This window comes from Clavibacter tessellarius, assembly GCF_001618005.1.
Taxonomy (GTDB): domain Bacteria; phylum Actinomycetota; class Actinomycetes; order Actinomycetales; family Microbacteriaceae; genus Clavibacter; species Clavibacter tessellarius_A.
In genome coordinates, this window is record NZ_LQXA01000003.1 from 25,462 (window position 1) to 50,891 (window position 25,430).

At 72.7% G+C, this 25,430-nt stretch carries 26 protein-coding genes and 1 pseudogene; 10 read left to right on the forward strand and 17 right to left on the reverse strand.

The window, feature by feature from the left end; all coding sequences use genetic code 11:
- Positions 1–7 precede the first annotated feature (7 nt).
- The 4 genes from AWH51_RS00260 to AWH51_RS00275 all read left to right on the forward strand — a co-directional run bounded on the left by AWH51_RS00260 (position 8) and on the right by AWH51_RS00275 (position 3,102).
- Positions 8–1,399: a sensor histidine kinase gene (locus AWH51_RS00260; RefSeq protein ID WP_063070209.1), complete on the forward strand. Its 1,392-nt coding sequence runs from the start codon at positions 8–10 to the stop codon at positions 1,397–1,399.
- A complete protein-coding gene (locus tag AWH51_RS00265) occupies positions 1,396–2,067 on the forward strand; it encodes a response regulator (protein ID WP_063070141.1) in 672 nt (223 codons plus the stop codon). The genes AWH51_RS00260 and AWH51_RS00265 overlap by 4 nt, the downstream gene beginning before the upstream one ends.
- A 147-nt stretch (positions 2,068–2,214) precedes the next feature.
- Positions 2,215–2,634: an organic hydroperoxide resistance protein gene (locus AWH51_RS00270; RefSeq protein WP_063070142.1), complete on the forward strand. Its 420-nt coding sequence runs from the start codon at positions 2,215–2,217 to the stop codon at positions 2,632–2,634.
- 84 nt (positions 2,635–2,718) lie between these two features.
- Entirely contained in the window at positions 2,719–3,102 is a 384-nt protein-coding gene (locus tag AWH51_RS00275; protein WP_063070143.1) for a chorismate mutase, read from the forward strand.
- 183 nt (positions 3,103–3,285) lie between these two features.
- Here AWH51_RS00275 and AWH51_RS00280 read toward each other — a convergent pair whose 3' ends face one another.
- The 13 genes and pseudogenes from AWH51_RS00280 to AWH51_RS00340 form a co-directional block, all read right to left on the reverse strand.
- On the reverse strand, positions 3,286–3,753 hold the full coding sequence (locus AWH51_RS00280) for a hypothetical protein (RefSeq protein WP_063070144.1): 468 nt from the start codon (positions 3,751–3,753) through the stop codon (positions 3,286–3,288).
- A gap of 12 nt (positions 3,754–3,765) precedes the next feature.
- Complete coding sequence (locus AWH51_RS00285; protein ID WP_063070145.1) at positions 3,766–4,233, reverse strand: hypothetical protein; 468 nt, start codon at positions 4,231–4,233, stop codon at positions 3,766–3,768.
- Between the two features lie 60 nt (positions 4,234–4,293).
- A complete protein-coding gene (locus tag AWH51_RS00290; protein WP_063070146.1) occupies positions 4,294–4,809 on the reverse strand; it encodes a hypothetical protein in 516 nt (171 codons plus the stop codon).
- Between the two features lie 33 nt (positions 4,810–4,842).
- Entirely contained in the window at positions 4,843–5,310 is a 468-nt protein-coding gene (locus tag AWH51_RS00295; protein WP_063070147.1) for a hypothetical protein, read from the reverse strand.
- Between the two features lie 158 nt (positions 5,311–5,468).
- Positions 5,469–6,452 carry an ATP-grasp domain-containing protein gene (locus tag AWH51_RS00300; RefSeq protein WP_063070148.1) on the reverse strand — a complete coding sequence of 328 codons (984 nt, stop codon included), beginning with the start codon at positions 6,450–6,452 and terminating at the stop codon, positions 5,469–5,471.
- 66 nt (positions 6,453–6,518) lie between these two features.
- Positions 6,519–7,340, reverse strand: a complete 822-nt coding sequence (locus AWH51_RS00305; protein ID WP_254654410.1) for an endonuclease/exonuclease/phosphatase family protein — start codon at positions 7,338–7,340, stop codon at positions 6,519–6,521.
- A 154-nt stretch (positions 7,341–7,494) separates the two neighbouring features.
- The gene (locus tag AWH51_RS00310; protein ID WP_063070150.1) at positions 7,495–8,214 is read right to left on the reverse strand and encodes a protein tyrosine phosphatase; all 720 of its coding nucleotides are present in this window, start codon (positions 8,212–8,214) and stop codon (positions 7,495–7,497) included.
- Between the two features lie 127 nt (positions 8,215–8,341).
- Entirely contained in the window at positions 8,342–9,394 is a 1,053-nt protein-coding gene (locus AWH51_RS00315) for an endonuclease/exonuclease/phosphatase family protein (RefSeq protein WP_063070151.1), read from the reverse strand.
- A gap of 249 nt (positions 9,395–9,643) precedes the next feature.
- Positions 9,644–10,441, reverse strand: coding sequence for a dienelactone hydrolase family protein (locus tag AWH51_RS00320; protein ID WP_063070152.1), 798 nt, complete (start codon positions 10,439–10,441; stop codon positions 9,644–9,646).
- A gap of 2 nt (positions 10,442–10,443) precedes the next feature.
- The gene (purL, locus tag AWH51_RS00325; protein ID WP_063070153.1) at positions 10,444–12,804 is read right to left on the reverse strand and encodes a phosphoribosylformylglycinamidine synthase subunit PurL; all 2,361 of its coding nucleotides are present in this window, start codon (positions 12,802–12,804) and stop codon (positions 10,444–10,446) included.
- Positions 12,801–13,496, reverse strand: coding sequence for a phosphoribosylformylglycinamidine synthase subunit PurQ (gene purQ, locus AWH51_RS00330; protein ID WP_063070154.1), 696 nt, complete (start codon positions 13,494–13,496; stop codon positions 12,801–12,803). Before purQ ends, purL begins: the two co-directional genes overlap by 4 nt.
- 152 nt (positions 13,497–13,648) lie before the next feature.
- Positions 13,649–13,888: pseudogene (gene purS / locus AWH51_RS16595) on the reverse strand (phosphoribosylformylglycinamidine synthase subunit PurS); the annotation flags it as partial.
- A gap of 97 nt (positions 13,889–13,985) precedes the next feature.
- Entirely contained in the window at positions 13,986–14,669 is a 684-nt protein-coding gene (locus AWH51_RS00340) for a DUF2848 domain-containing protein (protein WP_063070156.1), read from the reverse strand.
- A gap of 172 nt (positions 14,670–14,841) precedes the next feature.
- Between AWH51_RS00340 and AWH51_RS00345 the strand changes: the two genes are divergently transcribed.
- Positions 14,842–16,245 carry an MFS transporter gene (locus tag AWH51_RS00345; RefSeq protein WP_063070157.1) on the forward strand — a complete coding sequence of 468 codons (1,404 nt, stop codon included), beginning with the start codon at positions 14,842–14,844 and terminating at the stop codon, positions 16,243–16,245.
- 73 nt (positions 16,246–16,318) lie between these two features.
- Here AWH51_RS00345 and AWH51_RS00350 read toward each other — a convergent pair whose 3' ends face one another.
- Positions 16,319–16,993 carry a GntR family transcriptional regulator gene (locus tag AWH51_RS00350; RefSeq protein WP_063070158.1) on the reverse strand — a complete coding sequence of 225 codons (675 nt, stop codon included), beginning with the start codon at positions 16,991–16,993 and terminating at the stop codon, positions 16,319–16,321.
- A gap of 28 nt (positions 16,994–17,021) precedes the next feature.
- Between AWH51_RS00350 and AWH51_RS00355 the strand changes: the two genes are divergently transcribed.
- Positions 17,022–17,861, forward strand: a complete 840-nt coding sequence (locus AWH51_RS00355; protein WP_063070159.1) for a carbon-nitrogen hydrolase family protein — start codon at positions 17,022–17,024, stop codon at positions 17,859–17,861.
- A 74-nt stretch (positions 17,862–17,935) separates the two neighbouring features.
- Here the strand turns inward: AWH51_RS00355 and AWH51_RS00360 are convergent, their stop codons facing one another.
- On the reverse strand, positions 17,936–18,925 hold the full coding sequence (locus AWH51_RS00360; protein ID WP_063070160.1) for an aldo/keto reductase: 990 nt from the start codon (positions 18,923–18,925) through the stop codon (positions 17,936–17,938).
- Positions 18,926–19,049: 124 nt separating this feature from the next.
- Between AWH51_RS00360 and AWH51_RS00365 the strand changes: the two genes are divergently transcribed.
- The 4 genes from AWH51_RS00365 (at position 19,050) to AWH51_RS00380 (ending at position 23,198) form a co-directional block, all read left to right on the forward strand.
- A complete protein-coding gene (locus AWH51_RS00365) occupies positions 19,050–19,535 on the forward strand; it encodes a Fur family transcriptional regulator (protein ID WP_063070161.1) in 486 nt (161 codons plus the stop codon).
- A gap of 77 nt (positions 19,536–19,612) precedes the next feature.
- The gene (locus AWH51_RS00370; protein WP_063070162.1) at positions 19,613–21,142 is read left to right on the forward strand and encodes a catalase; all 1,530 of its coding nucleotides are present in this window, start codon (positions 19,613–19,615) and stop codon (positions 21,140–21,142) included.
- 217 nt (positions 21,143–21,359) lie between these two features.
- Positions 21,360–22,382: a hypothetical protein gene (locus AWH51_RS00375; protein ID WP_217491893.1), complete on the forward strand. Its 1,023-nt coding sequence runs from the start codon at positions 21,360–21,362 to the stop codon at positions 22,380–22,382.
- Between the two features lie 198 nt (positions 22,383–22,580).
- Positions 22,581–23,198, forward strand: coding sequence for a hypothetical protein (locus AWH51_RS00380; RefSeq protein WP_063070163.1), 618 nt, complete (start codon positions 22,581–22,583; stop codon positions 23,196–23,198).
- A 7-nt stretch (positions 23,199–23,205) separates the two neighbouring features.
- On the opposite strand, the gene AWH51_RS00385 is transcribed toward AWH51_RS00380, so the two are convergent.
- Both AWH51_RS00385 and AWH51_RS00390 read right to left on the reverse strand, forming a co-directional pair.
- Positions 23,206–24,606: an ABC transporter permease gene (locus AWH51_RS00385; protein WP_063070164.1), complete on the reverse strand. Its 1,401-nt coding sequence runs from the start codon at positions 24,604–24,606 to the stop codon at positions 23,206–23,208.
- On the reverse strand, positions 24,603–25,364 hold the full coding sequence (locus AWH51_RS00390) for an ABC transporter ATP-binding protein (protein WP_063070165.1): 762 nt from the start codon (positions 25,362–25,364) through the stop codon (positions 24,603–24,605). The genes AWH51_RS00385 and AWH51_RS00390 overlap by 4 nt, the downstream gene beginning before the upstream one ends.
- Positions 25,365–25,430: the final 66 nt, after the last annotated feature.

Sequence of the window (25,430 nt, forward strand, 5' to 3'; positions counted from 1 at the left end):
TCGGGAGGTGACCGACCCGACACCCGACCGCGCGGACGCGGCCCGCGCGGACGCGGCTCCCGCGGTCGCCCCCGCCCCCGTCCGGCCGCGGGGCGCGCTCGCCGACCGCATCCGCCAGGCGCTCGCCCGCGTCGGCATCCGCACCGCCGCCCGGCGCGACGCGGCCGCCGCGGCCGCATGGGCGCTCCTCACCATCCCGCTACTCGGCGTGCTCGGCGCGCTCGTCTGGGCGGACGGCACCGCCCGCAGCATGTCGCCGGCGCAGGGCGCGGTCATCGCGGTCCTCGCCGTCGTGCAGTGCGCGCCCCTCGCGTGGCGGCGCCGGCATCCGCGGTCGACCCTCCTGGCCGTCTCGCTCCTCCAGGCGGCGCTCGTCGCGGCGCTCCCGCCGCAGTTCGGGTTCTGGGCCGCCGCGCCCGTCGTCGCGGCCTACACGGTCGGGGCACTCCTGCCGCCGGCGTCCGCCGTCCGCATCGTGGTCGCGGCCATCGCCATCGAGGCGGTGGGCGCGTCCCTCGCCGCCACCGGGCAGGTGCGCGCGCTGCTCGTGCCCACGGCGGTGGACGCGCGGTACGGCATCGACACGGTCGTCTCGGCCGCGTCGATCCTCGTCAGCGGGCTGCTCATCGCCGCCGCGAGCGCCGCCGTCGGATCCTGGGTCGCGCTCCGCCGCCGCCACGACGGCGACGTGCTCGCGCGGGCCGCCGAGACCCTCGAGCACCAGGCGGCGCTCGGCCGGGCCGCGGTGGCCGCCGAGCGCACCCGGATGGCGCGCGAGCTGCACGACGTGGCCGCGCACCACCTCACCGCGCTCGTGGTGCAGGCGGGCGCTGCCGAGCGGCTCGTGGACCTCGATCCGGAGCGCGCCAAGGACTCCCTCCGCGGCATCCGCGTGCAGGGCCGGGAGACCCTCGACGCGCTGCGCTCCATCGTCGGGATCCTCCGCCAGACCTCCGATGCCGAGGGCGCCGAAGGGATCGGCACCGTCCCCGTGCCCGGCCTCGCCGACCTGCCCGGCCTCGTGGTGGCGGCCCGTGCGGCGGGCACGGAGGTCGAGGAGCGCGTGACGGGCGACGCCTCGCCGCTCGGGCCGCTCGCCGACGTCACCGCGTACCGGACCGTGCAGGAGTCCCTCGCCAACGCGCGCCGGCACGCGCCGGGATCCGCGGTGACGCTGACCGTGCAGGCCGAGCCGACGCGCATCGCGCTCACGGTCGAGAACGCCCTGCCCGCCGCCCGCCCCGCGACCGCGCCCGGCTACGGCCTGGTCGGGATGCGCGAGCGGGCCGCGCTCGTCGGCGGACGCCTCGAGGCCGGACCCTCCGCGACCGGCACGTGGCGCGTGCGCCTCGAGCTGCCGGTCGAGCCCGTCGCCGCCGACCGTGCGGGCGCCGCGTGATCCGCGTGGTGCTGGTCGACGACCAGTCCATCGTCCGCGCCGGCTTCCGCGTCGTGCTCGAGACGGCCGGCGGGATCGAGGTGGTCGGCGAGGCGTCCGGCGGCCGCGAGGCCGTCGCGCTCGTCGGCCGGCTCGCGCCGGACGTCGTCGTGATGGACGTGCGGATGCCCGGCGGCGACGGCATCGAGGCCACCCGCGCGATCACGGGGGCGGACGTCGACGCCGCGGACGTCGCCGACGACCCCGCCCCCGCCGTCTTGGTCGCCACCACCTTCGACCTCGACGAGTACGTCTTCGGCGCGCTCGAGGCCGGCGCCCGCGGCTTCGTGCTCAAGGACGCCGAGCCCGAGGAGTTCATCCAGGCCGTCCGCGCGCTCGCCGTCGGGCAGTCCGCGCTCGACGGCGTCACCACGCGCCGCGTCATGGCCGAGTTCACGCGCCGCCGGGCCGCCTCGGCCGTGCATCCGGGCGCCGACGTGCTCACGCCCCGGGAGCAGGACATCGTGCGGCTCCTCGGCGACGGCCTCTCGAACGACGAGATCGGCGCGCGGCTCGTGATCGAGACCAGCACCGTGAAGTCGCACCTCACCCGGATCATGACGAAGCTCGCCACGCGCGACCGCCTGCAGACCGTCGTCTGGGGCTACCGCTCGGGCCTCCTGCCCTGACCGGATCCGGCTCGGCGCGACGCGCCCGGGACGCCGCTGGCGGTCGCGCGGATCGTCCTCCGCGTTCGCCCGCGATCCACCGTCCGTGCCGCGAACGTGCATGGAGAGCGGCGCACGCTCCCAGCCCGGTCGTGGTCTGATGGATCCATGGAACCCATCTACACCGCTATCGCGCACGCCTCCGGCGGAGGACGCGACGGACACGTCCGCAGCGAGGACGACCAGATCGACTTCGACACCCGTCCCCCCAAGGAGATGGGCGGCTCGGGCGAGGGCACGAACCCGGAGCAGCTCTTCGCCGCCGGGTACAGCGCCTGCTTCCTGGGCGCCACCCACCTCGTCGGCAAGAACGCCGGCGTCGACACGAAGGACGCGGGCGTCTCCGCCAGCGTGTCCATCGGCGACAACGGCCAGGGCGGATTCGGCCTCGCGGTCGAGCTCGACGTCTACCTCCCGAACGTGCCGGCCGAGCGCCGCCAGGAGATCGCGGACGCGGCCCACCAGGTCTGCCCGTACTCCAACGCCACGCGCGGCAACATCGACGTGAAGGTCACCATCGTCGACTGACCGTCACCGCTCGACCCGCGAGGCGGGCGTCCCGATGGGGACGCCCGCCTCCGTCGTCCAGGGGCGGATGGGTAGGGTCGTGCCATGCCTGAGAACACCGGCCCCGCAGGGGCTCCCCTCGACGACGACGCCCGTGCCGCCCTCGAGGAGCTGGGGGAGATCCGCGGGAGCATCGACAACATCGACGCCGCCCTCGTGCACCTGCTCGCCGAGCGGTTCAAGTTCACCCAGTCGGTCGGCCGGCTGAAGGCCGCGCACGGGCTGCCCGCGGCGGATCCCGAGCGCGAGCGCCGCCAGATCCTCCGCCTCCGCGCCCTGGCCGAGGAGTCGAAGCTCGACCCGGCCTTCGCGGAGAAGTTCCTCAACTTCATCGTCGCCGAGGTCATCCACCACCACACGCAGATCGCCGAGGACCAGGGCGCCGCCACCTCCGCGGTCGCGCCCGAGGACGGCGGGCCGGCGGCCTGAGGCGGCGCCTGCGGCGCCGCGTTCTCGATCAATCCGGACTCACGCGCGGCTATGGCCGAATGCGAGCAGATCACCGAGTCTTCTCTTCCGCCAGTCGTTGCATCAGAACCCGCCGCGTTGCCCCTCGGAGCTCGAATCGGCGCTCGTCTGCGTGAATCAAGGCCTCACCCGGACGCGTGCGGATTACTCCGCGGAATCCCTGGGGGTCCGTCCAAAGACCTTCTCAAGCCTCCCATCCAACCAGTCCTCCGAGCCCTCTTCCAATATCTTGGTTGGGTGATTGGAGTAGAGGAGTTCGTGGGACATCTGCATGTCGAGTTGGCGCGAGACGAGGTCGTAGGTGATGCGGTATTGCGTCGGGCGCGGGACGCCGGCCTCGTCGAACTGGGCCTCTGCGGTTCTGAGGTCGTTGCGCAAGAATCGCTGTACTGCGACTACGCGCTCGTCGCTCGCGTCCACACCGCGCAGCTGATTTGCGTAGAGGACGGCCCCTTCTTGCTCGAAGAAGACGTTGGCGTAGACGTGCCCGATCTCAGAACCCGCGTAGATGTATGTCCTGGTCAGGCCCGGGGCGCCCCCGCTGTATTCGAGGGCCAGGGGCACCCACTTGGATGTGAGTTCTTGCAGGATTTCGTATTCTGTCCTCGCCATGGCTGTCCTCGGTCAGTTTCCGTTCGGCGCAGGGGCGTCATCGTCGCCGAATATCTTCCTCAAGCGTCCGTCGAGCCAGTCCTCGGCGCCTTCTTCCATGATCTTCGCGGGGTGGTTGGCGTACATGGGTTCGTGTGATAGCTGCATGTCAAGCTGTCGTATGACGGTGTCGTACGCCACGCGGTATTGCGTCGGCACGGGGGCGCCGAGCTCGCGGAGCCGCGTCTCGGCCGCCTTGAGGTCCTTGAGCAGGAAGCGCTGCACGGCCACGGTCCGGTCCGGGTCGGCGTCCACGCCGCGTAGCTCGCTGGCGTAGATGACGGAGCCATCCTGCTCGAAGAAGACGTTCGCGTACGTCCTATCTCGCTCGGAGGCGGCGTAGACGAATATCCGGGTCAGGTCCGGAGCGCCGTCGGAGTACTCGAGGGCCAGGGATACCCAGCTCTCGATGAGTTCCGCCAAGACCTGCTCTTGATCCATCCGTCGCCTTTTCTCTCTCAATGGGAAGCGATGATCATCCACTCGCCATTGCAGCGGAGATCATCGATCGAACTTGCCCAGATGCTCCCAGTCGCCGAACTGGGGCACTCGTTCCCAATGGCGATCCATCTTCACCTCTCGGTACTCTGAGACGTGAGTGAGTGGATCTGCGTCATCCATGACGACGTGCTTGGCGTAGCCTTCGGGCTTGAAGACGAACTCCTCTACGGCGTTGGCCTCGTTGATCCGATGGAAGGACCGATCGGCGGGATAGCGGTGCTCCGTCACGTTGGACATGAAGAGCCGGCCCTGCAGGTTCGTGAACCCGTATCGAAAGCGCTGGCGGCCGAGTTCGTCGAGAAATGAGACATTGACGAAGTCGGCATGAGGGATGACTTCGAGCAGGAATTCAGGCACCGTGCGATCTCGGGCGTCATCCTTGAGTGCCGCGACGGAGAACCAATGGTCGGGCTCGGGGACCAGGCCGTCGAAACGGTTCCGTGCGTCGGCCTCCGACAATGGATTGATGGGCTCGTTGAATTCGCCGTCCCATCTTTCGCAGTAGATGTACTTCACCGGGAGTCCTCGAAGGCGTGGGCGTGGTCGATCTCAGCCTCCGCTCGGCGCAGGGGCGTCATCGTCACCGAATATCTTCCTCAAGCGCCCGTCGAGCCAGTCCTCGGCGCCTTCTTCCATGATCTTCGTGGGGCGGTTCGCGTACACGGGTTCGTATGATAGCTGCATATCGAGCTGACGTATGACGGTGTCATACGTCACTCGATATTGTGTCGGAATTGGTGCGCCCAGTTCTTGAAGCTGTGTCTCGGCCGCCTTGAGGTCGCGGAGCATGAATCGCTGCACTGTCACGGCCCGATCCCGACTGGCGTCCACGCCTTCGAGCTCGTTCGCATACACGACGGATCCCCTCGGCTCGAAGAACATGTTCGCGTAAGCGCTGTCTCGCTCAGGCGCACCATATACGAATATCTTTGTCAGATCGGGGGCGCCGTCCGCATACTCGAGGCCCAGTGACACCCAGTTCCGGATGAGGTCGTTCAAGATCGCCGCGTGATCCATCCGTCGCTTTCCTCCCATAGCCGCGTCCTCGCGCCGACGCTCGGTGCGCAGAGCCGAGGTGCCCCCATCCGGGGGCATCCCGACGACGTGCCCAGCATCCCCGTGCCGCGTCACCTCGTCAAGCGCCGGATGGGATCCGCGGGTACGGCCGCGAGGCCTCAGCCCTCCGGGTACTCCTCCCGCAGCACGCGCTCCAGCAACGCAGCTACCGCGCCCGGGCCCGAGGCGGGAGCGACCGCCTCGACGCCCGCGTTGTAGTTGGTGTTCGTGTTCACGTCGTAGGTCACGAGCCGGCCGTCGGCGGTCTCGATGAACTCGATCCCGGCCACCTCGATCCCCAGCCCCGCGAGGAATGCGACGTAGCGCTGCACGAGCGGATGCTCCGCGGTGATGTCCTCCCGCAGCGAGAAGATCGTGTCGCCCGGCTGCTGCGCGATGGTCGCGCCGGGCGGCATCACCAGCGCGCCCGTCGCCGGGTCGATCGCGCACGCGTCCGCCGGGCACAGCTGGTACCCGCCGCGCGCCGTGTCGGCCTGGATCGCGTAGACGAAGCGCCCGCCCACGATCTCCACGCGCGTCACCCGCGGGGTCGCCGCCTCCAGGAACTCCTGCAGCAGCGTGATCCCGTCCTGCGGCTCCTCGAAGTCCGGCCCGTCCACGTAGGCGGCCAGCTCCTCGACGCTGTCGAACCTCCGGACGCCGAGGCCCTTGCCGCCCTGGTTGTGCTTGGTGATGAACGGCGTCGGCAGGCCGCGCGCCGCCTCGACGATCCGGTGGCTGCCGATCACGGCGCGCGTCCGCGGCACCTCGATCCCGGCGGCGCGGAGGGCCGTGAGCTGGTCGACCTTGCTCACCTCGAGCTCGATCGTGCGGCGGCCGTTGACCGTGCGGCGGCCGTGCGACTCCAGCCAGCTCATGAGCGAGCGCGTGTAGTCCTTGGACAGCGCGTGGTCGCGCGTGTGGGCGGAGGCGCTGATCCTCGACCAGAAGATCCCCTCGGGCGGCGCCTCGTCGATCTCCAGCACGCCGTCGGTGAGGAGCCACTCCTCGTAGGGCACGCCGCGCGCGTCGAGGGCGGCGGCGAACGGCCCGAACCACTCGGGGTTCTCGTGGATGGCGAATACCTTCGGTGCGGTGGTCATCCACCCAGGCTACGAGGCCGGGGAGGCCGCGCCCAACGCGTGACGCGCGAGGCGTGACGCGCGACGTCAGCGCAGGCGCACGAGCGCCTGCACGGGCAGGTGGTCGCTCATCATGCGGCCCTGCCAGGCGAAGTCGTTGACGGCGGCGGCGCGCACGTCGACGCGGTCGCTGACGAGGATCCAGTCGATGCGCGGCGCCCCCACCACCGGCGGCCGGTAGTCGGGGAACGTGCCGAAGGCGGGCGTGGCCTGCCGCGCGGTGTCGAGCCAGGAGTCACGGAGGCCGCCGCGGCGCGTGAGCGCGTCGTAGGGCGTGGAGTCGACGGGCGCGTTGAAGTCGCCCATGAGCACGAGCGGCAGTCCGGCGAAGCGCGTGCGGACGAGCTCCGCGATGGCCTCGGCCGCGCGGTCGCGGGCCTCGGCGACGTCGTGGTCGAGGTGCGTGTCGAGCACCACGAGCGGGAGGCCGGTGGCCTCGTCCTGGAAGCGGGCCCAGGTGAGGATCCGCGGCATGGGGTTGCCCCACGTCATGCTGCCGATCACGTCCGGGGTGTCCGAGAGCCACATCACGTCATGCTCGAGGAGGGTGAGGCGGGAGGCCTGGTAGAAGATCGCGCCGTGCTCGCCGTGGCTGCCGCCCTCGCGGCCCTGCCCGATCATGCGGTACGACGGCGGCAGCGCCTTGTCGATGACCTGGATCTGCGGCCACACCGCCTCCTGCACCCCGAGCACCGTGGGCCGCTCCTGCTGGAGGAACCGGGTCAGCGGCTCCTGGCGCTCGGGCCAGTGGTCGGCCTCGCCGGGGCGGGTGCCGTGCCACGGCATGCGCACGTTGAGCGAGATCAGGTGGATGTCGTCGCCGGTCGTCGGGCCGATCGCGGGGGTCATGCCCACCATTCAACCCCGCCCGCCTGATCGCCGGGCCGCGGCGCGGCGAACGGATGAGCACCCGAGCGCGATGACGACCGCGGGGTCGTCGTCGAAGCAGCGGTCGGACGCCGCCGGCGTGCGCGCGATGCGAGAGGGCTCGACGGCGCTCGGGTCAGCCCCGGAGGCGGGACGCGCCCGTGCGGGTCACGGCCCGCACCGACTCGAGCACTGAATCGATGGCACGTCCGGCCTGCTCCCCGGAGGCGTCGTACGTGCTCTGCGAGCGGCGGTACGGGTCGACCACGTCGTAGTCGTCCTCCTGCGCGGGCGGCAGGGTGACGCCCCGCTGCGCCGCGATGAGCGGGATGAGCGCGCGCAGCTGCGCCGGGACGTCGCCGTCGCACGTGATGTGCTTCTCCTCCCCGCTCACCTCGACGAGGTGCGCGGAGAGCGCCGCGAACTCGCGGAGGGTGAAGGTGGAGCGGTTGGCACGCGGCACCTGGCGCACGACGGCGCTGCGGTGCTCGCGGGCCATCGTGAGCACGAGGTCCGTGCCCCGGATGATGTCGGGCGTGAGGAACCGGGCCTGGTGCTCGCTCGGGTCGCCGCCGTAGCGGACGGACAGCTCGGCCGCCTGCTCCGGCATGCGCTGCCCGTCGGCCGCGATCGTGCCGGCGCTGGAGAAGCGCACGACCGAGTCGGCTTCGGAGGCGTCGCCGCCGAAGATCGCGCGGACCCTCGCTCGGAGCACCTGCTCTGCGAGGGGCGAGCGGCAGATGTTGCCGGAGCAGACGAACAGCACGCGGAACGGGCCGTCGTCGACGCCCGCGGTGGATGCGGCGCCGAGGGCTGCGCGTGCGGCCCTGCGGCTCGTGGGGGGGAGTTCCGACATGGAGGGGAGATGTGCCTTGATCTTCTCGATGGGCGCCTCGGTCTTCCGACCTTCCTCGCCCTCGGTGTACCCGCAACTGTAGCCGTAGTGGCCCTGGCCGTCCGCCTGCGGACCCGGGCCGTGCGGGTCAGGCGGTGCGCGCGAGGCGGACCAGCGCCTGCACGGCGGCGTGGTCCGAGGGGGAGCGACCCTGCCACGTGTACGGGTTGATGGCCGAGTCGACCACCTCGACGCCGCGACCCGCGAGGATCCAGTCGATGCGCTCGCCCTCGGGCACCGGGTCGCCGTACGCGGTGAAGGTGCCGATGCCGGGCGTCGCGTGGTGCGCGGCCGTGGTCCAGGTGTCGGCGAGGCCGGCGTCGCGCGTGAGGATGTCGTACGCCGCCGACTCCTCGGCCGGCGCGTTGAAGTCGCCCGTGACGACGACCGGGGCGCCCGAGGCGACCTCCTGCAGGCGCTCGGTGATGAGGTCGGCGCTCTTCACGCGGGCGAGCTCCGACTCGTGGTCGAGGTGCGTGTTGAGGTGCACGAACTCGGCGCCGCTGCGGCGGTCGCGGAAGCGCGCCCACGTCGCGATGCGGGTGGTGCTGCAGCCCCACGAGCGCGAGCCGATGAGCTCGGGCAGGTCGGACAGCCAGAACTGGTCCCACGCGACGACGTCGAGGCGGCGCTCGTCGTAGAAGATCGCGCTGTACTCGCCGCCGGACCCGCCGTCACGGCCGTAGCCGAGCATGCGGTGGTGGGGGAGCGCGCGCGCGATGGCGGGCAGCTGGGCCGAGAGGGCCTCCTGCACGCCGAGCACGGTGGGCTGCTCGAGCTGGAGGAAGCGGGCGAGCACGGGCTCGCGGTCGGCCCAGTGGTCGGGGTCGCCGGGCTCGGTGGAGGGGCGGGCCAGGCGGATGTTGCAGGTCATGACGTGCACGAGGTCGCCCTCGGCCGAGCCGATGGTCGCCTGCTGGGGCGGGGCGGGAGCGACGGGAGCCGCTGCCGCCGGGCGAGACGGAGGGGGGTCGGCCTCCGCGGTGCCGTCCGGGCCGTCGGTCGTGGTGGTCGTCTCGTCCGCGCGCGGCCGCTCGAGGAGCGCCGTGCCGGAACCGCGGGTGGGGCGTCCGATGCCCGGATCCGAGGATCCGGCGCCGTCGAACAGGTCGCGTCGGCTGGATCCGCCGCTCGCCATCATGGAGATCTCCTCGGGTCGCACGTGTCTCGCATGATCAGCCTGCGCGTGCGTGCCCCTGCGGGGCACCAACGGCGCATGGCGGATGCGTGAACTGCACGGACAGGTCTACGCGAGGGGTGCGGGGATGGCAACCCGGGGGCGGCGTGTCGGCCCGTCGCGGAGGGATCCGCCAGGCGATGCCAGGCCCCCGGACAGACGCGCGCGCCGCCGGCGAGTTCCGGCGGCGCGCGGATCGGTGCGGGGAGCGGGTCAGCCCACGTGCTCCGCGAGGAAGTCCGTGAGCGCGCGCCAGGAGCGGCGCTCGGCGCGGTCCTGGTACTGCGCGCCGTGCTCGGGCGAGTCGACGCCGGGCACGGAGAACGCGTGCATCGCGCCGCTGTAGGTGACGACCTGCCAGTCGATCGCGGGACGCGTGCGCATCTCGTCCTGGAACGCGGCCAGCTTCTCGTCCGGGACCATCGGGTCGTCCGCGCCGGTGAGGACGAGGATCGCGGCCTTCACGTCCGCGACGTCGGCCGGCTCGTGCACCACGAGGCTGCCGTGCAGCGAGATGGCGGCCTTGATCTCGGCGCCCGCGCGGGCGACCTCGAGGGAGGCGCTGCCGCCGAAGCAGTAGCCCATGACGGCGATGCGCGACGGGTCGACGTCGGGCTCGGCGGCGAGCCGGTCGATGCCGGCCTGCACGCGGGCGCGCATGAGCGGCAGGTCGGCGTAGTAGGCGCCGGCCACATCCGCCGCCTCCGCGGGACCGGGGCGCACGTTGCGGCCGTACACGTCGGCGGCGAACGCGACGTAGCCGAGGCGCGCGAGCATCTGGATGCGCGCGGCCACGTGCCCGCCGACCCCGAACCAGTCGTGGATCACGAGCACGGCCGGGCGGCGGCCACCCTGCGACGCGTCGCGGGCGAGCAGGCCCTCGAGCTCGGTGCCCTCGTGCTCGTACAGCACCGGGCCCATCTGGATGTCCGCGCCCGCGGGCAGGGGCACGCGCTCGGTGAGCTCGGCGAGGGACGGCGACCAGACGGGGGTCGATGCGGGATCGGTCATGCTCAGGCCTCCACGGCGGTGCCGAAGCGGGCGGGCAGCGCGGCGCGGTGGATCCCGCGCAGCTCCTCGACCGACAGGGTGAACAGGCCCTGCAGCTCGAGGCCGGGCGCCTGCGCGTCCGTCACCCCGATGCGGAGCACGGGGTAGCCGCGCCCCTCGCAGAGGCCCTGGAACTTGACGTCGTCCTCGCGGGGGACCGTGACGAGCATCCGGCCGGTGGACTCGGAGAAGAGGGCGGTGGCCTGGTCGACGCCGTCGCGCTGGACGATGCCGTCGAGCCAGACGCGCGCGCCGACGCCGAAGCGCATCACGGACTCCGCGAGCGCCTGGCCGAGGCCGCCGTCCGAGAGGTCGTGCGCGCTCGCGACGAGCGACTGCGTGGCGCCGGCGGCGATGAGGGAGGCGAGCTCCTTCTCCGCGGTGAGGTCGACCACGGGCGGGACGCCGCCGAGGTGGTCGTGCACGGTGCCGGCCCACGCGGATCCGTCGAGCTCCTCGCGCGTGACGCCGAGGAGGTAGATGTTGTCGCCCTCGTCCTGCCAGCCGGACGGGATGCGGCGCGCGACGTCGTCGATCACGCCGAGCACGCCCACGACGGGCGTGGGGTGGATGGCCTGCGTGCCCGTCTGGTTGTAGAGGGAGACGTTGCCGCCCGTGACGGGGATCTCGAGCTCGAGGCAGCCGTCCGCGAGGCCCTCGACCGTGCGGCTGAACTGCCACATGACCTCGGGGTCCTCGGGGCTGCCGAAGTTGAGGCAATCGCTCACGGCGACGGGCGTGGCGCCGGATGCGGCGACGTTGCGGTACGCCTCCGCGAGGGCGAGCTGCGCGCCGCGGTACGGGTCGAGCTGGCAGAAGCGCCCGTTCGCGTCGGTCGCGACCGAGAAGCCGAGGCCGCTCTGCTCGTCGACGCGGACCATGCCCGCGTCGTCGGGGAACGACAGGGCCGTGTTGCCCATGACGTAGCGGTCGTACTGGTCGGTGATCCACGACGCGTCGGCCAGGTTCGGGCTGCCGAGCAGCTGGAGGAACTGGTCGCGGATGTCGTCGGGCGCGGTGGGGCGCGCGAGACGCGACGCGGAGTCGGCCTGGAGGGCGTCGATCCACGTGGGGTAGGAGACGGGCCGGTCGTACACCGGGCCGTCGACCGCGACCGTGCGCGGCTCGACGTCGACGATGCGCTCGCCGTGGTGGTCGATGACGAGGCGGCCGGTGTCGGTGACCTCGCCGAGCACGCTCGTCTCGACGTCCCACTTCGCGACGACCGCGAGGAAGCCGTCGAGCTTCTCCGGCTTCACGACCGCCATCATGCGCTCCTGGCTCTCCGACATGAGGATCTCCTCGGCGGTGAGCGACGGGTCGCGCAGCAGCACCTCCTCGAGCCGGATGTGCATGCCGCCGTCGCCGTTCGAGGCGAGCTCGCTCGTGGCGCAGGAGATGCCCGCGGCGCCGAGGTCCTGGATGCCCTCGACGAGATCCTCCCGGAACAGCTCGAGGCAGCACTCGATGAGCACCTTCTCCGCGAACGGATCGCCCACCTGCACCGCGGGGCGCTTGGTCGGGCCGCCGTCGGCGAAGGTGTCGCTCGCGAGGATGGATGCGCCGCCGATGCCGTCGCCGCCCGTGCGGGCGCCGAACAGCACGACCTTGTTGCCCACGCCGCGCGCGTTGGCGAGGTGGAGGTCCTCGTGGCGGAGCACGCCCACCGCGAGCGCGTTGACGAGCGGGTTGCCCTGGTACACGCGGTCGAAGTAGGTCTCGCCGCCGATGTTCGGGAGGCCGAGGCAGTTGCCGTAGAAGCTGATGCCGGAGACCACGCCGTGCACGACGCGCGCGGTGTCCGGGTCGTCGATGTCGCCGAAGCGGAGCGCGTCCATCACGGCGACCGGGCGGGCGCCCATCGAGATGATGTCGCGGACGATGCCGCCGACGCCGGTGGCCGCGCCCTGGAACGGCTCGATGTAGGAGGGGTGGTTGTGGCTCTCGATCTTGAAGGTGACGGCCCAGCCCTCGCCCACGTCGACGACGCCGGCGTTCTCGCCCATGCCGACCATGAGGTCCTTCTTCATGGACTCGGACACCTTCTGCCCGAACTGGCGCAGGTACTTCTTCGAGGACTTGTAGGAGCAGTGCTCGCTCCACATGACCGAGTACATGGCGAGCTCGCCGCTCGTGGGGCGGCGGCCGAGGATCTCGCGGATCCTCAGGTACTCGCCCTCGGTGAGCCCGAGCGCCGCGTACGGCTGCTCCTTCTCGGGGGTGCGCTCGGCCATCTCGACGGTGTCGGCGACGTGGCGGCGGGCGCTGCGTCCCTCTCCCGCGGGGTCGGTGGGGACGGAGGCGGGATCGGGGTGGACGCTCACTGCGCGAGGACTCCTTCGAGGACGGACGTGAAGAGACGGAGGCCGTCGACACCGGAGCGCATGGCGGCCGGGGTGTCCGGTCCGAAGCCCTCCTCGACGGCGTGCTCGGGGTGGGGCATGAGGCCGACGACGTTGCCGCGGGCGTTGGTGATCCCGGCGATGTCGCGCAGGGATCCGTTCGGGTTGCCGCCGAGGTAGCGGAAGGCCACGCGGCCCTCGCCCTCGAGGCGGTCGAGCGTGTCGGCGTCGGCGATGAAGCCGCCCTCGCCGTTCTTGAGCGGGATGGTGATCTCCTCGCCCTCGGTGAAGGCGTTCGTCCACGCGGTGCCGGCGGCCTCGACGCGGAGGCGCTGGTCGCGGCAGACGAAGTTGCCGGCCTCGTTGCGGATCAGCCCGCCGGGCAGCAGGTGCGCCTCGGTGAGCATCTGGAAGCCGTTGCAGATGCCGAGGACGGGGACGCCGCGCTCGGCCGCGTCCACCACCTCGCGCATGATCGGCGCGAACGCCGCGATGGCGCCGGCGCGCATGTAGTCGCCGTAGCTGAATCCGCCGGGGAGCACGACCGCGTCGACGCCCTGGAGGTCGTGGTCGCCGTGCCAGAGCGCGACGGGCGTGGCGCCCGCGAGGCGGACGGCGCGCTGGGCGTCGCGGTCGTCGAGGGATCCCGGGAAGGTGATGACCCCGACGCGCATCAGCGCTGCTCCGCCGCGGCCGAGCCGTGGGGGAGCGGGTGCGCGGCGACGTCGGTGTCGGCCGTGCCGCCGTCGGCGACCGTGTGCTCGTCGGTGACGTTGCCGGTGGACATGTCCGCCTCGGCGGTGAGGCCGAACCCGTCGAGCCCGGCGACGTGGACGCTGATGACGTCCTCGATGACGGAGTTGGAGAGCATGTCGGCGGCGAGCGACTGGATGTCGGCGAGCAGCGCGTCGTCCACCTCGCCCTCGACGGTGAGCTCGAAGCGCTTGCCGATGCGGACGCCGGTGAAGCGGTCCTTGCCGAGGCGGGCGAGGGCGCCGGCCACGGCCTTCCCCTGGGGGTCGAGCAGCTCGGCCTTGGGCATCACTTCGACGACGATCGTTGGCACGATGGGACTCCGGATTCCTGGAGGCGGGTGGATGCGCTCAGCGTACCGGACGGCCGCGTCCCGCCGGGCTGGTCCGACGGGGCGGTCGCGGGCAGCGTCAGCCGATCGCCTCGGGCAGCAGCTCCACGCGGTAGGCGGCGTCGATGGTCTCGCCCGTGGCGGGGTCCTCGAGCTGCACGCGCCAGCGCGACGCGAACTGGTCGACGCCCGGGACCATCGCGACCGTGCCCGAGATGAGCACCGTGCCGGGCACCCGGAGGCCGCGCTCGGCGAGCACGTCGAGCCAGTGGTCGGGCGTGAGGAGCGCGGCGAGCGTGGCGTCTTGGATGAGCTCCTCGGCGCCCTCCTCGCCGACCCAGCCGCGCAGGCGGATCGCGTCGAGCCGGTCGCGCACGTCGGCGAGGCGCCACGCCTTCCGGCCGAGCACGTCGGGTCCGGCGTTCTTGCTCCACGCGACGCCGTGCACCTCGAGCGCGCGGTCGGTGTGGTCGCACGCGACCGTGAGGAGCACGTCGTCGTGGGTGATCACGAGCGCCCACTCGGCCTCGCCGGAGGTGCGGCCGTGCTGCGCGGGGACGGCGTCCGCCTGCGACGCGAGGTAGGGCGCCACCGGGTAGAGCGCGGGCGTGACCTCGGGGCCGGGGACGCCGAGCTCGGCGAGCTCCGCGATGTGCGCCTGCACCTCGGCCTGGTCGCGGCCCGCGTAGCCGGCGTTGAGGAGGCGCACGACCTCGACGCTCGTGGTGGATCCGTCGGGCAGCTGGAAGCGCAGGGTGGTCATCGGTCCTCCGGTGGTGTTTCGAGCGTGTGAAGAGATGCGGATCCGGTCGCCCGGCCATGGTCATCGGCGTCCGGTATGCCTACTGTATACAGCACACCGACCGGACGCCCGGCGGGGTCCGCCAGCCGGATCCGCGGCGGCTCCCCACCCGGTCCCGCACCCGAGGAGACCCATGGCCGACGACCCCACCGCCGCTGCGGCGACCACCGCATCCGCCGCCTACGCGCCCGCATCCGGCGCGCCCCACGACACCCCGAGGCCGTCGCGCCGCGAGCTCGTGAAGGCCTTCACCGCGAGCCTCACCGGCACCTCGCTCGAGTGGTACGACTTCGCCGTCTACTCGGCAGCCAGCGCCGTCGTGTTCCCGATCGTGTTCTTCCCCGCCTCCGATCCGTACACGGCGATGATCCTCGCGTTCTCCACCTACGCGGTCGGCTACGTGTCGCGCCCCGTCGGCGGGTTCGTGTTCGGGCGGCTCGGCGACAAGATCGGCCGGAAGCCCGTCCTCGTGCTCACGCTGCTGCTCATCGGCATCGCGACGTTCCTCATCGGCGTGCTCCCGGGGTACGCGACCATCGGGCTCGCGGCGCCGATCATCCTCGTGCTCCTCCGCTTCGCGCAGGGCGTGGGCGTCGGCGGCGAGTGGGGCGGCGCGGTGCTGCTCTCCAGCGAGTTCGGGGATCCGCGGAGGCGCGGCTTCTGGTCGTCGGCCGCGCAGGTCGGCCCGCCCGCCGGCAACCTGCTCGCCAACGGCGCGCTCGCTCTGCTCACGGTGCTGCTCACCGAGGAGGACTTCCTCGGCTGGGGCTGGCGCGTGGCCTTCCTCCTCTCCGCGCTGCTCGTGGCGTTCGGCCTCTGGATCCGCCTGAAGCTCGAGGACACCCCTGTGTTCAAGGCGCTGCAGGAGCGCGGCGACCGGCCGAGCGCGCCCATCTCGGAGATCTTCCGCACGCAGGCCCGCCCGCTCGTGGCCGCGATCCTCAGCCGCGTCGGGCCCGACGTGCTCTACGCGCTCTTCACCGTCTTCACGCTCACCTACGGCGTGAACTCGCTCGGCTTCGAGCGCAGCCAGGTGCTCGTGGCGGTGCTCGTCGGATCCGCCGTGCAGCTGTTCACGATCCCGTTCGCGGGGGCCGTGAGCGACCGGATCAACCGCCGGGCGCTCTACGCGACCGCGGCGGTGGGAGCGGCCGTGTGGGCGTACGTGTTCTTCGCGATCACGGACGGCTCGTCGACCTTCGTGCTCGGCGTGGGCATCGTCCTCGGCCTGTTCTTCCACTCCTTCATGTACGGGCCGCAGGCGGCGTACATCATCGAGCAGTTCTCGCCCCGGCTCCGCTACACGGGCGCCTCGCTCGCGTACACGATCGCCGGCGTGATCGGCGGGGCCATCGCGCCGCTGATGTTCACGATCATCTACGAGGAGACCGGCAGCTGGGTCGGCATCGCGCTGTACCTCACCGCCGCGGTCGTGCTCACGCTCGTGGGCCTCGCGATGGGCCGCGACTCCGACGTGGCCGAGGACGAGGAGTACGTGCGGACCGGCGCCGAGGGCGTGGCCGCGCCGCGCGTCTGACGCTCCCCGCACGCGGCGACGCCCGGATCCCGTCGGGGTCCGGGCGTCGCCGTGTGCGGTTCGGGCCGCCGCGTCAGGCGCGCAGCAGCACGTCGAGCGTGACGGCGAGGTGCCGGTCGATCGCGTCGCGGGCCGCCTCGGCGTCGCCCGCCGCGAGCGCGTCGACGATGCCGGCGTGCTCCTCGCAGACCCGGTCCTGCCGGTCCACCGCGCGGTAGAGCGCCTCGACGCCCACGAGGATCTGCCGGGCGCGGAGCTTCGCGTAGGTGCGGCTCATCAGCTCGCTGCCCGCGGCGTCGACGAGCAGCTGGTGGAAGCGCCGGTCGTGCTCGATGAACTCCCGGCCGCTCTCGCGCGGCGGGCTCTGGACCATGGCGCGCTGCTGCTCGAGCACCTCGCGCATGGCGTCGAGCGGGGTGCGGTCGTGCTCGACGGCGCTCGTCGCGGCGTGCCGCTCGAGCACGCCGCGCAGCTCCATCAGCTCGGCGATCTCGCGGCCGGTGATGACGGGGATGCGGGCGCCGCGCTTCGGGATCATCTCCACCAGGTCGTCGGCGGCGAGCAGCAGCAGGGCCTCGCGGACGGGCGTGCGCGAGACGCCGATGCGCTCCGCCAGCTCCTGCTCGTTGAGGAACGCGCCCTGCTGGTCCGGGTCGGTGAGGACGTGCGCGTGCAGGAACTCGTAGGCCCGCGCGCGGCCGGAGAGGGCGCTCGCCGAGGTGCCTGGATCGCCCGCGCGTTCTCGCATACGCTATGTATACATCACCAGGAGGACCATGAAGATCGCGCTCGCACAGATCATCAGCTCGCCGGATCCCGCGGACAACCTCGCACGGATCGAGCGGTTCGCGGAGGATGCGGCCCGGCAGGGCGCCGAGCTCATGGTGTTCCCCGAGGCGGCGCAGCGCGCGTTCGGCAACCCGCTGCCGGAGGTCGCGGAGCCGCTCGACGGGCCGTGGGCGTCCGGGGTGCGGGCGATCGCCGACCGGCTCGGGGTCGTGATCGTCGCGGGCATGTTCACGCCGGGCGCCGACGGCCGGGTGCGGAACACGCTCCTGGTCGCGCGGCCCACGGGAGCGCAGGCCGAGGGCGCCTCCTCGTACGACAAGATCCACCTCTTCGACGCCTTCGGGTTCCGCGAGTCCGACGCCGTCGACCCGGGCGATGCGGTCGCGGTGATCGAGGTCGGCGGCACCCGCGCGTCCCTCGCCACCTGCTACGACGTGCGCTTCCCGGCCCTCTTCCTCGCGGGCGCCGACCGCGGCGCCGCCGTCAGCATCGTGTGCGCGAGCTGGGGCGCCGGCCCCGGCAAGGCCGACCAGTGGGACCTGCTGCTCCGGGCTCGCGCGCTCGACTCCACGACCTTCGTGGTCGCGGTCGGCCAGGGCGATCCCGCGACGCTGCCGGCCGGATCCCGCGGCCATGACCCCGCGTCCGGCGCGCCCACGGGCATCGGCCGGAGCGCTGTCGTCTCCCCGCTCGGCGAGGTGCTGCACCGCCTCGGCGGCGAGGAGGAGCTGCTCGTCGTGGACGTGGATCCGTCGGCGGTCGAGGCCGCGCGCGGCACGCTGCCCGTGCTCGCGAACCGGCGGCGGGGGCTCGAGCGCGACGCCTGACTCCGCGTCTCCCGCCGGCGACACGACGCGGGCCCGGCCGCCTGGGCGACCGGGCCCGCGGGCATGCGAGCGGATCAGCGCCCGACGGGACCCATGTCCGCGTAGCGGTCGCCGACCGGGGTGGGCAGCGACGAGAGGCGCGCGAGCTGGTCGGCGGAGAGCGTCACGGCGTCGGCCGCCACGTTCTCGTCGAGGCGGCTGACGCGCTTGGTGCCGGGGATCACGGCGATGTCGTCGCCCTGCGCGAGGATCCACGCGAGCGCCACCTGGGCCGGCGTCGCGTCGAGCTCGCCCGCGACGTCCTTCACGGCGTCGACGATGCGCATGTTCTGCGCGAAGGCCTCCTCCGCGAAGCGCGGCGAGGAGGAGCGGTAGTCGGCCTCGGACAGGTCGGCGGCGCTCGAGATCGCGCCGGTGAGGAAGCCGCGGCCGAGCGGCGAGTACGCCACCAGGCCGATGCCGAGCTCGCGCAGCACCTCGAGCACCGGACCCTCGGGGTCGCGCGTCCAGATGGAGTACTCGCTCTGCAGCACGGCGATGGGGTGCACGGCATGCGCGCGCCGGATCGTGTCGGGCCCGGCCTCCGAGAGCCCCAGGTGCAGGACCTTGCCCTCGTCGACGAGCTCCTTCATCGCGCCGACGGTCTCCTCGATCGGCACGGCCGGGTCGACGCGGTGCTGGTACAGGACGTCGATGCGGTCGGTGCCGAGGCGCTGCAGCGAGGCCTCGACGGCGATGCGGATGCTCGTGGGCGAGCTGTCCATGCCGCGCTCGTAGTCCTCGGCGTCCTTGCCCGGCGCGTGCTTCAGCAGGCCGAACTTGGTGGCGATGACGATGTCGTCGCGGCGGCCGGCCAGCGCGGATCCGACCAGGCGCTCGTTCGTGAACGGCCCGTACGCCTCGGCCGTGTCGAACAGCGTGACGCCCTGGTCGACGGCGCGGTGGAGGGTGCGGATCGATTCCGCCTCGTCCTGCCCGTGGCCGTCGTAGAAGGCGCTCATGCCCATGCAGCCGAGGCCGATGCGGCCGACGTCGAGGCCCGTGCCGGTGTGGATGTGCTTCATGCGGTGCTCCGATCTCCCGCGGCCGGATGGGCCGCCCGTCGAGCCTAGGCACGTCCCGGGACGGCGACGCGCCGTCGTCCCGCTTCTTTTGAATGGCTCAAGGGAAGTGTGCTTGACTGCGGCGATGCCCACCGACCTCGCGCACCACCACGCGCCGCCCCTCGACGCCGACGCCCTGCGCGCCGCGCTCCGGGAGGCGGGTCTCCGGGTGACCCGGCCGCGCGTCGCCGTCCTCACGGCGGTCGACGCGCAGCCCCACTCGGACGCCGACGAGGTGCTCCGCGCGGTCAAGGGCGATCTCCCGAGCACGAGCATCCAGGCGGTCTACGGCGTGCTCGGCGCGCTCGCGGCCGCGGGTCTCGTGCGCCGCATCGAGCCCGCGGGATCGTCCGCGCGCTACGAGCGTCGTACGGGCGACAATCACCATCACCTCGTGTGCACGTCATGCCGGAAGATCGTCGACGTGGACTGCGCGGTGGGGGAGTCCCCCTGCCTCGCGCCGTCCGACTCGGCGGGGTTCCTCGTGGCGAGCGCCGAGGTCACCTACTGGGGCCTGTGCCCCGCCTGCCGGACCGCATCCGCGGATCCCGGTGTCACCGTCGCGACCTAGCGGTCGCCACCGGCCCGCCCCACGGCCGACTGCCCGAGCCAGCACCGCCCCGTTCCACCGCTGACAGGAGAAACACCATGACCGACCAGAAGTACACGACCACCGACTCCGGCGCCCCGGTCGCCAGCGACGAGCACTCGCTGTCCGTCGGCCCCGACGGCGCCATCCCCCTCCACGACCACTACCTCGTCGAGAAGCTCGCGCAGTTCAACCGGGAGCGCATCCCGGAGCGCGTCGTGCACGCCAAGGGCGGCGGCGCGTTCGGCATCTTCCGCACCACGGGCGACGTCAGCGCCTACACCCGCGCCTCCCTCTTCCAGCCCGGCGCCGAGGTCGAGATGCTCGCGCGCTTCTCCACCGTCGCCGGCGAGCAGGGCAGCCCCGACACGTGGCGCGACCCCCGCGGCTTCGCGCTGAAGTTCTACACGGACGAGGGCAACTACGACCTCGTCGGCAACAACACGCCCGTCTTCTTCATCCGCGACGGGATCAAGTTCCCCGACTTCATCCGCTCGCAGAAGCGCCTGCCGGGCTCGCACCTCCGCGACCACGACATGCAGTGGGACTTCTGGACGCTCTCGCCCGAGACCGCCCACCAGGTCACCTGGCTCATGGGCGACCGCGGCCTGCCGAGCTCGTGGCGCCACATGGACGGCTTCGGCTCCCACACCTACCAGTGGATCAACGCGGCCGGCGAGCGCTTCTGGGTGAAGTACCACTTCAAGACGCAGCAGGGCATCGAGATCCTGAAGCAGGAGCAGGCCGACCAGATCGCCGGCGAGGACGCCGACTTCCACATCCGCGACCTCACCGAGGCCATCGACCGCGGCGACTACCCGGAGTGGAAGCTCGAGGTGCAGATCATGCCCTACGAGGAGGCGAAGTCGTACCGGTTCAACCCGTTCGACCTCACGAAGGTCTGGTCGCAGAAGGACTACCCGCGCATCGAGGTCGGCACCATGACCCTGAACCGCAACCCGGAGAACTACTTCGCGCAGATCGAGCAGGCCGCGTTCGCGCCCTCGAACTTCGTGCCCGGGATCCAGACCAGCCCCGACAAGATGCTCCTCGCGCGCATCTTCAGCTACGCCGACGCGCACCGCTACCGCGTGGGCACGAACCACGCGCAGCTGCCCGTGAACGCGCCCAAGTCGCCCGTGCACAGCTACTCGAAGGACGGCCAGGGCCGCTACGCGTTCCAGGACGCCGGCACGCCCGTCTACGCGCCCAACTCGCTGGGCGGCGCGCACGCCGACCCGGCTCGCGCCGCCGAGAGCGCCGGCTGGGAGCAGGACGGCGAGCTCGTCCGCGCGGCCGCCACGCTGCACGCGGAGGACGACGACTTCGTCCAGGCCCGGATGCTCGTCAACGAGTCGATGGACGACGCCCAGCGCGAGCGCCTCGTCGGCAACATCGTCGGTCACGTGAGCAAGGTCACGAGGCCCGAGCTGCGCGCCCGCGTCATCCAGTACTGGACGAACGTGGACGCCTGGCTCGGTGCGGCCGTCGCCGCGGGCCTGCCGCCGCTCGCCGGATCCGCGCCCGTCGCGGAGGCCACGCCCGGCCCGACGCGCGACGCCGAGGAGGTCTCCGTCGCGGCCCACTGAGCCGCGGCGGTGATCCGCTGGTCGCGTGACACGACGCCCGTCCCCTCGACGAGGGGGCGGGCGTCGTCGCGTGCGCCGCCGGCCCGCACGCGACCGCACCGGGCCCGCCGGGCGCCCTGCTCCTGTGCGATGCGCCCCCGCCCGGGGGCGCGGCCGTGTCAGCGTCATGCCGCGCGTCGATCGACGCGCACCCCTCACACGAGAACAGGACGGAACCATGGCACTCGCCACCCGCTCCACCATCCTCGGCACGGCGGCCTGCGCCGCGCTGGCCGTCGGCATGCTCGCCGGCGGCGGCGCCGCGACCGCCGCCACCGTCGTCCCCGGCACCGTCGGGTCCGGCGTCCTCCAGCAGTCGGTCGCGCGCGGCTCGACGGCCTCGACGTCGACCTACTGGACCCCCGCGCGCATGCAGGCGGCGAAGTCGAACGCCTTCGTCGATCCCGACCCGGCCGACGGTGACGGCCCCGGTGCCGCCCCGGACAGCGCGGTCGCGTCGCGCGCGGGCTCCGCGGTGACGGCGCCGACCGGGATCCCGGGCTTCGACGAGTCCCAGCCCGTCCCCGGATTCGCGCCGCAGGACCACCTCGGCGTGGTGTTCTTCCGCAGCGGCGGCGTCGACCAGCGCTGCACGGGCAACGTGGTGGCATCCGTGTCCGGCGACCTCGTCGCCACGGCGGGGCGGTGCGTCTCCGCGCTGGCCGGGCAGTTCGTCTCCCAGCTCGCGTTCGTGCCGCAGTACGACGGCACCGCGCCCCACGGCGTCTGGGGCGCGGTGGCCGTGTCGGCTCCGGCCCGGTGGGTCACCGGCCGCGAGGTCGCCTTCGACTCCGCGTTCTTCCAGGTGAAGGCACCGGCGGGAGCCGCCGCCGGCGCCACGCTCTCGTCGACCGTCGGCGCATCCGGCGTGTCCTTCACGGGGGCGAAGGACGACGACGACTTCCGCTCGACCGGCTACCCGCTCGACGGCGGCCACGACGGCACGAAGGCCGTCTCCGTGGAGAGCGGCGCCGAGCCGAACCCGTGGATGAACCGGGACGACGCCATCGAGGGGCTGCAGATCGAGTCCCGCGCCGGCATCAGCGGATCCCCGTGGGTCTCGACGGACGACGCGCCGGTGCGCGACGTGCAGCGCGGCATGACCTCGTTCGCCTACCAGCACTTCACGCACTCGGCCTTCGGCCCGCAGTGGAAGGCCGATCTCCACGCGACGTACCTCGCCGCGGCCGCCGCGTCCTGACCCACCGGGCGGATCGCTGACCCGCGGATCGCTGACCCGCGGATCGCCGCACACGACGCCCGTCCCCGCTCGGCAGGGGACGGGCGTCGTCGTGCTCCGGCGGGACCTGCGCAGCGGCTCCGAGCCTCGTCGCGGGGGTGCCGGCCATGGCACCGTGGGCGCATCGACGCCGAACCCCCGGAACCGGAAGGACACCGCATGCGCAGCACCCGCCCCATCCCCGGCGACCCGTGGCCGCACGACATGGTGCTCCGGATCGACGAGCCCCGCGAGCTCACGTCCCTCCTGTTCGTGCGGGAGGCGTGGCGGCTGGCGATCGACGACGTGCCGGCGCTCGACGGCGTGCCCGATGTCGGGGCCTCGGCGCGTCCGGCCGGGCTGGGCGACGCCGAGGCGGTGGAGCGCTGGCGCAGCGAGTGGGCCAGGGCCTGGCCTCGTCTCGCGGCGCTCCGTGAGGCGATGCACGCTCCGCAGGAGGAGAGGATGCGCCTGCTCCGCGGGATCGCCCCCGACGGGCAGGCCGCCGGGCGCCTCTCCCTCGGGGAGGGCATCGACCGGGACGCGTTCGAGGCGTGGCACGCGACCCTGCACGACGACCACCGGCTGCCGCTCGCCGAGCACCCGGAGCGGATCTGCGTCGAGGCCCTCGCCGACGCCTGGCGGGCCGGGCTCGCGAGCATCGTGCAGCTGCCCTACGCCGGGTACCACGCCGAGCGGATCGACCCGGCGACGCTCGTCGTGTCGCGGACGACGCGGCATGATCCCGCGATGTACCGGCGAGCGCTCGCGACGCCGGTGTCGCGCACCGAGGGCTGACGGCCCGTCACTCCACCGCGAGCGCGGCGACCGGGGAGATGCGCGTCACCCGGCGCGCGGCGCCGAGGGAGGCGACGACGGTGAGCAGCGTCGCGGCGACCGTCACCGCGGCGATCAGCCACAGCGGCACCACGGGCTCGATGAACCCGCCCGTGCTCGGCAGCGAGGCCAGCAGCGACTGCGCGCCCGCCCAGCCGTAGACGGTGCCGAGCGCGAGCCCCACGAGCACCGCCGTCACGGTGAGCTGCGCGCTCTCGACCGTGATCATGCGCCGCAGCTGCCGCGTGGTGAAGCCGAGCGCGCGGAGCAGGCCCAGCTCGCGGGTGCGCTGGAGCACGCTGAGGGCGAGGGTGCTCATCATGCCGATGGCCGCGATCAGGGCGCTGAACCCCGTGAGCACGGAGAAGACGACGACCATGGCGACGAGCGTCGGGGCGACGGCCTGCATGCTCTCCGGATCGTGCGCGTAGTGGCGGGCGATGGCGTGCTCCACGCTCGCGGAGGCGACGGCGAACATGGTGACGAGGGCGACCCCGATGACGAGCCCGGTGGTGGTGCGCGTGCTCCGCTCGGGGTAGCGGACGGCGTTCTCGGCGGCGAGGCGACCGCTGGGGCCTCGGCCGAGCACCCGGCCGACGAGGCGCAGGGCCGTCGGCATGACGACCGGGGCGCCGAGCACGAAGCCCGAGAACGAGAGCAGGCCTCCCGCGGCGGACGGCAGGATCCCGATCGGATCCTCGAGGCCCTTCACGATGCCGAGCGCGAGCAGCCCGATCCCGAGCACCAGGAGGACGACCGCCACGGCGTCCCGGCCCCGGTGGCGCCGCGCCTCCTCGTGCCGCATCTCCTGCGCGCCGCCGACGGCCTGCATGGGCGAGACGTCCAGCACGCGCCGGGACCCGATCCACGACGCGAGCCAGGTGGTGAGCAGCACGGCGACCACCGGCAGCGCGACGGCGGGCTGGACGAGCGCGTACGGCAGGTCGGGGACGAGACGCAGCGACGTCGCGACCGCCAGGAGCGCGGCGGTGGCCGCGATGCCGACTCCGACGCCGAGGACGCTGCCCACCGCGCCCACGGCCAGGCCCTCGCGGGCGACGGCGCGCCGCTGGCTGGACGCGCTCGCGCCGATCAGTCGGAGGAGCGCGATGGTGCGCGTGCGCCCGGCGATGATCGTGGCGAAGGCGTTGGCCGTGACCACCGCGCCGACGAAGGTGGCGATGGCGATGAACACGACGCCCACGGCGGTGAGCATCGCGATGACGATGTCCTTGCCGCCCGTGTAGCCGTTCGCCGAGATCATCGTGGAGAGGTCGCCGACCACGAGCAGCAGCGTGGTGCCGAACGCCGACGACAGCGTGGCGACGAGCACGCTCGGACCGTGCCCCCGCAGCGCGGAGACCTTCACGCGACGCCCTCCATCCCCAGCATGTACCCACTGATGTCGGCCGCGCTCGACCGGCCGCGCTCCTCCACCACGCGGCCGTCGGCCACGAAGACGACGCGGTCGGCGTAGCTCGCGGCGACCGGATCGTGCGTCACCATCGCGATGCTCTGGCCGTGCTCGGAGCTGGCCGCGGCCAGCAGGGTCAGGACCTCGCGCCCGGTCCGCGAGTCGAGGTTGCCCGTCGGCTCGTCGGCGAACACGAGGTCGGGCCGCGTGCCCAGCGCGCGCACGATCGCGACGCGCTGCTGCTGGCCGCCGGACAGCTCGTGCGGGCGGTGGCGGAGGCGGGGCGCGAGGCCGAGCGACCCGATCAGCCCGTCGATCCACCGGCGCTCGTCGGCGTCGGGTCGGCGGCCGTCGAGCTCGAACGGGAGCAGGATGTTGCCCTCGACGTCGAGCGTGGGCACGAGGTTGAAGGACTGGAACACGAAGCCGACGCGGCGGCGCCGGAGCAGGGTGAGGGCCGTGTCGTCGAGGGCGGAGACGTCGGTGTCGCCGATCCAGACGCGGCCGGACGTGGGGGTGTCGAGGCCGGCGAGGATGTGCATCAGGGTGGACTTGCCGGATCCGCTCGGGCCCATGATCGCCGTGAACTCGCCGCGGCGGATCTCGAGGGTCACGTCGTCGAGGGCGGTGACCGCGGTGCTCCCGCTCCCGTACGACTTGCACAGGCGCTCGGCGCGCGCGACGACACCGGAGGACTCGGGGGATGTCTGCATGCTCCGACAGTAGGGAGGAGCCGGGGGCGGCGCGTCGGTCTCTCGGACCATCCCGGGCGGGCTCCG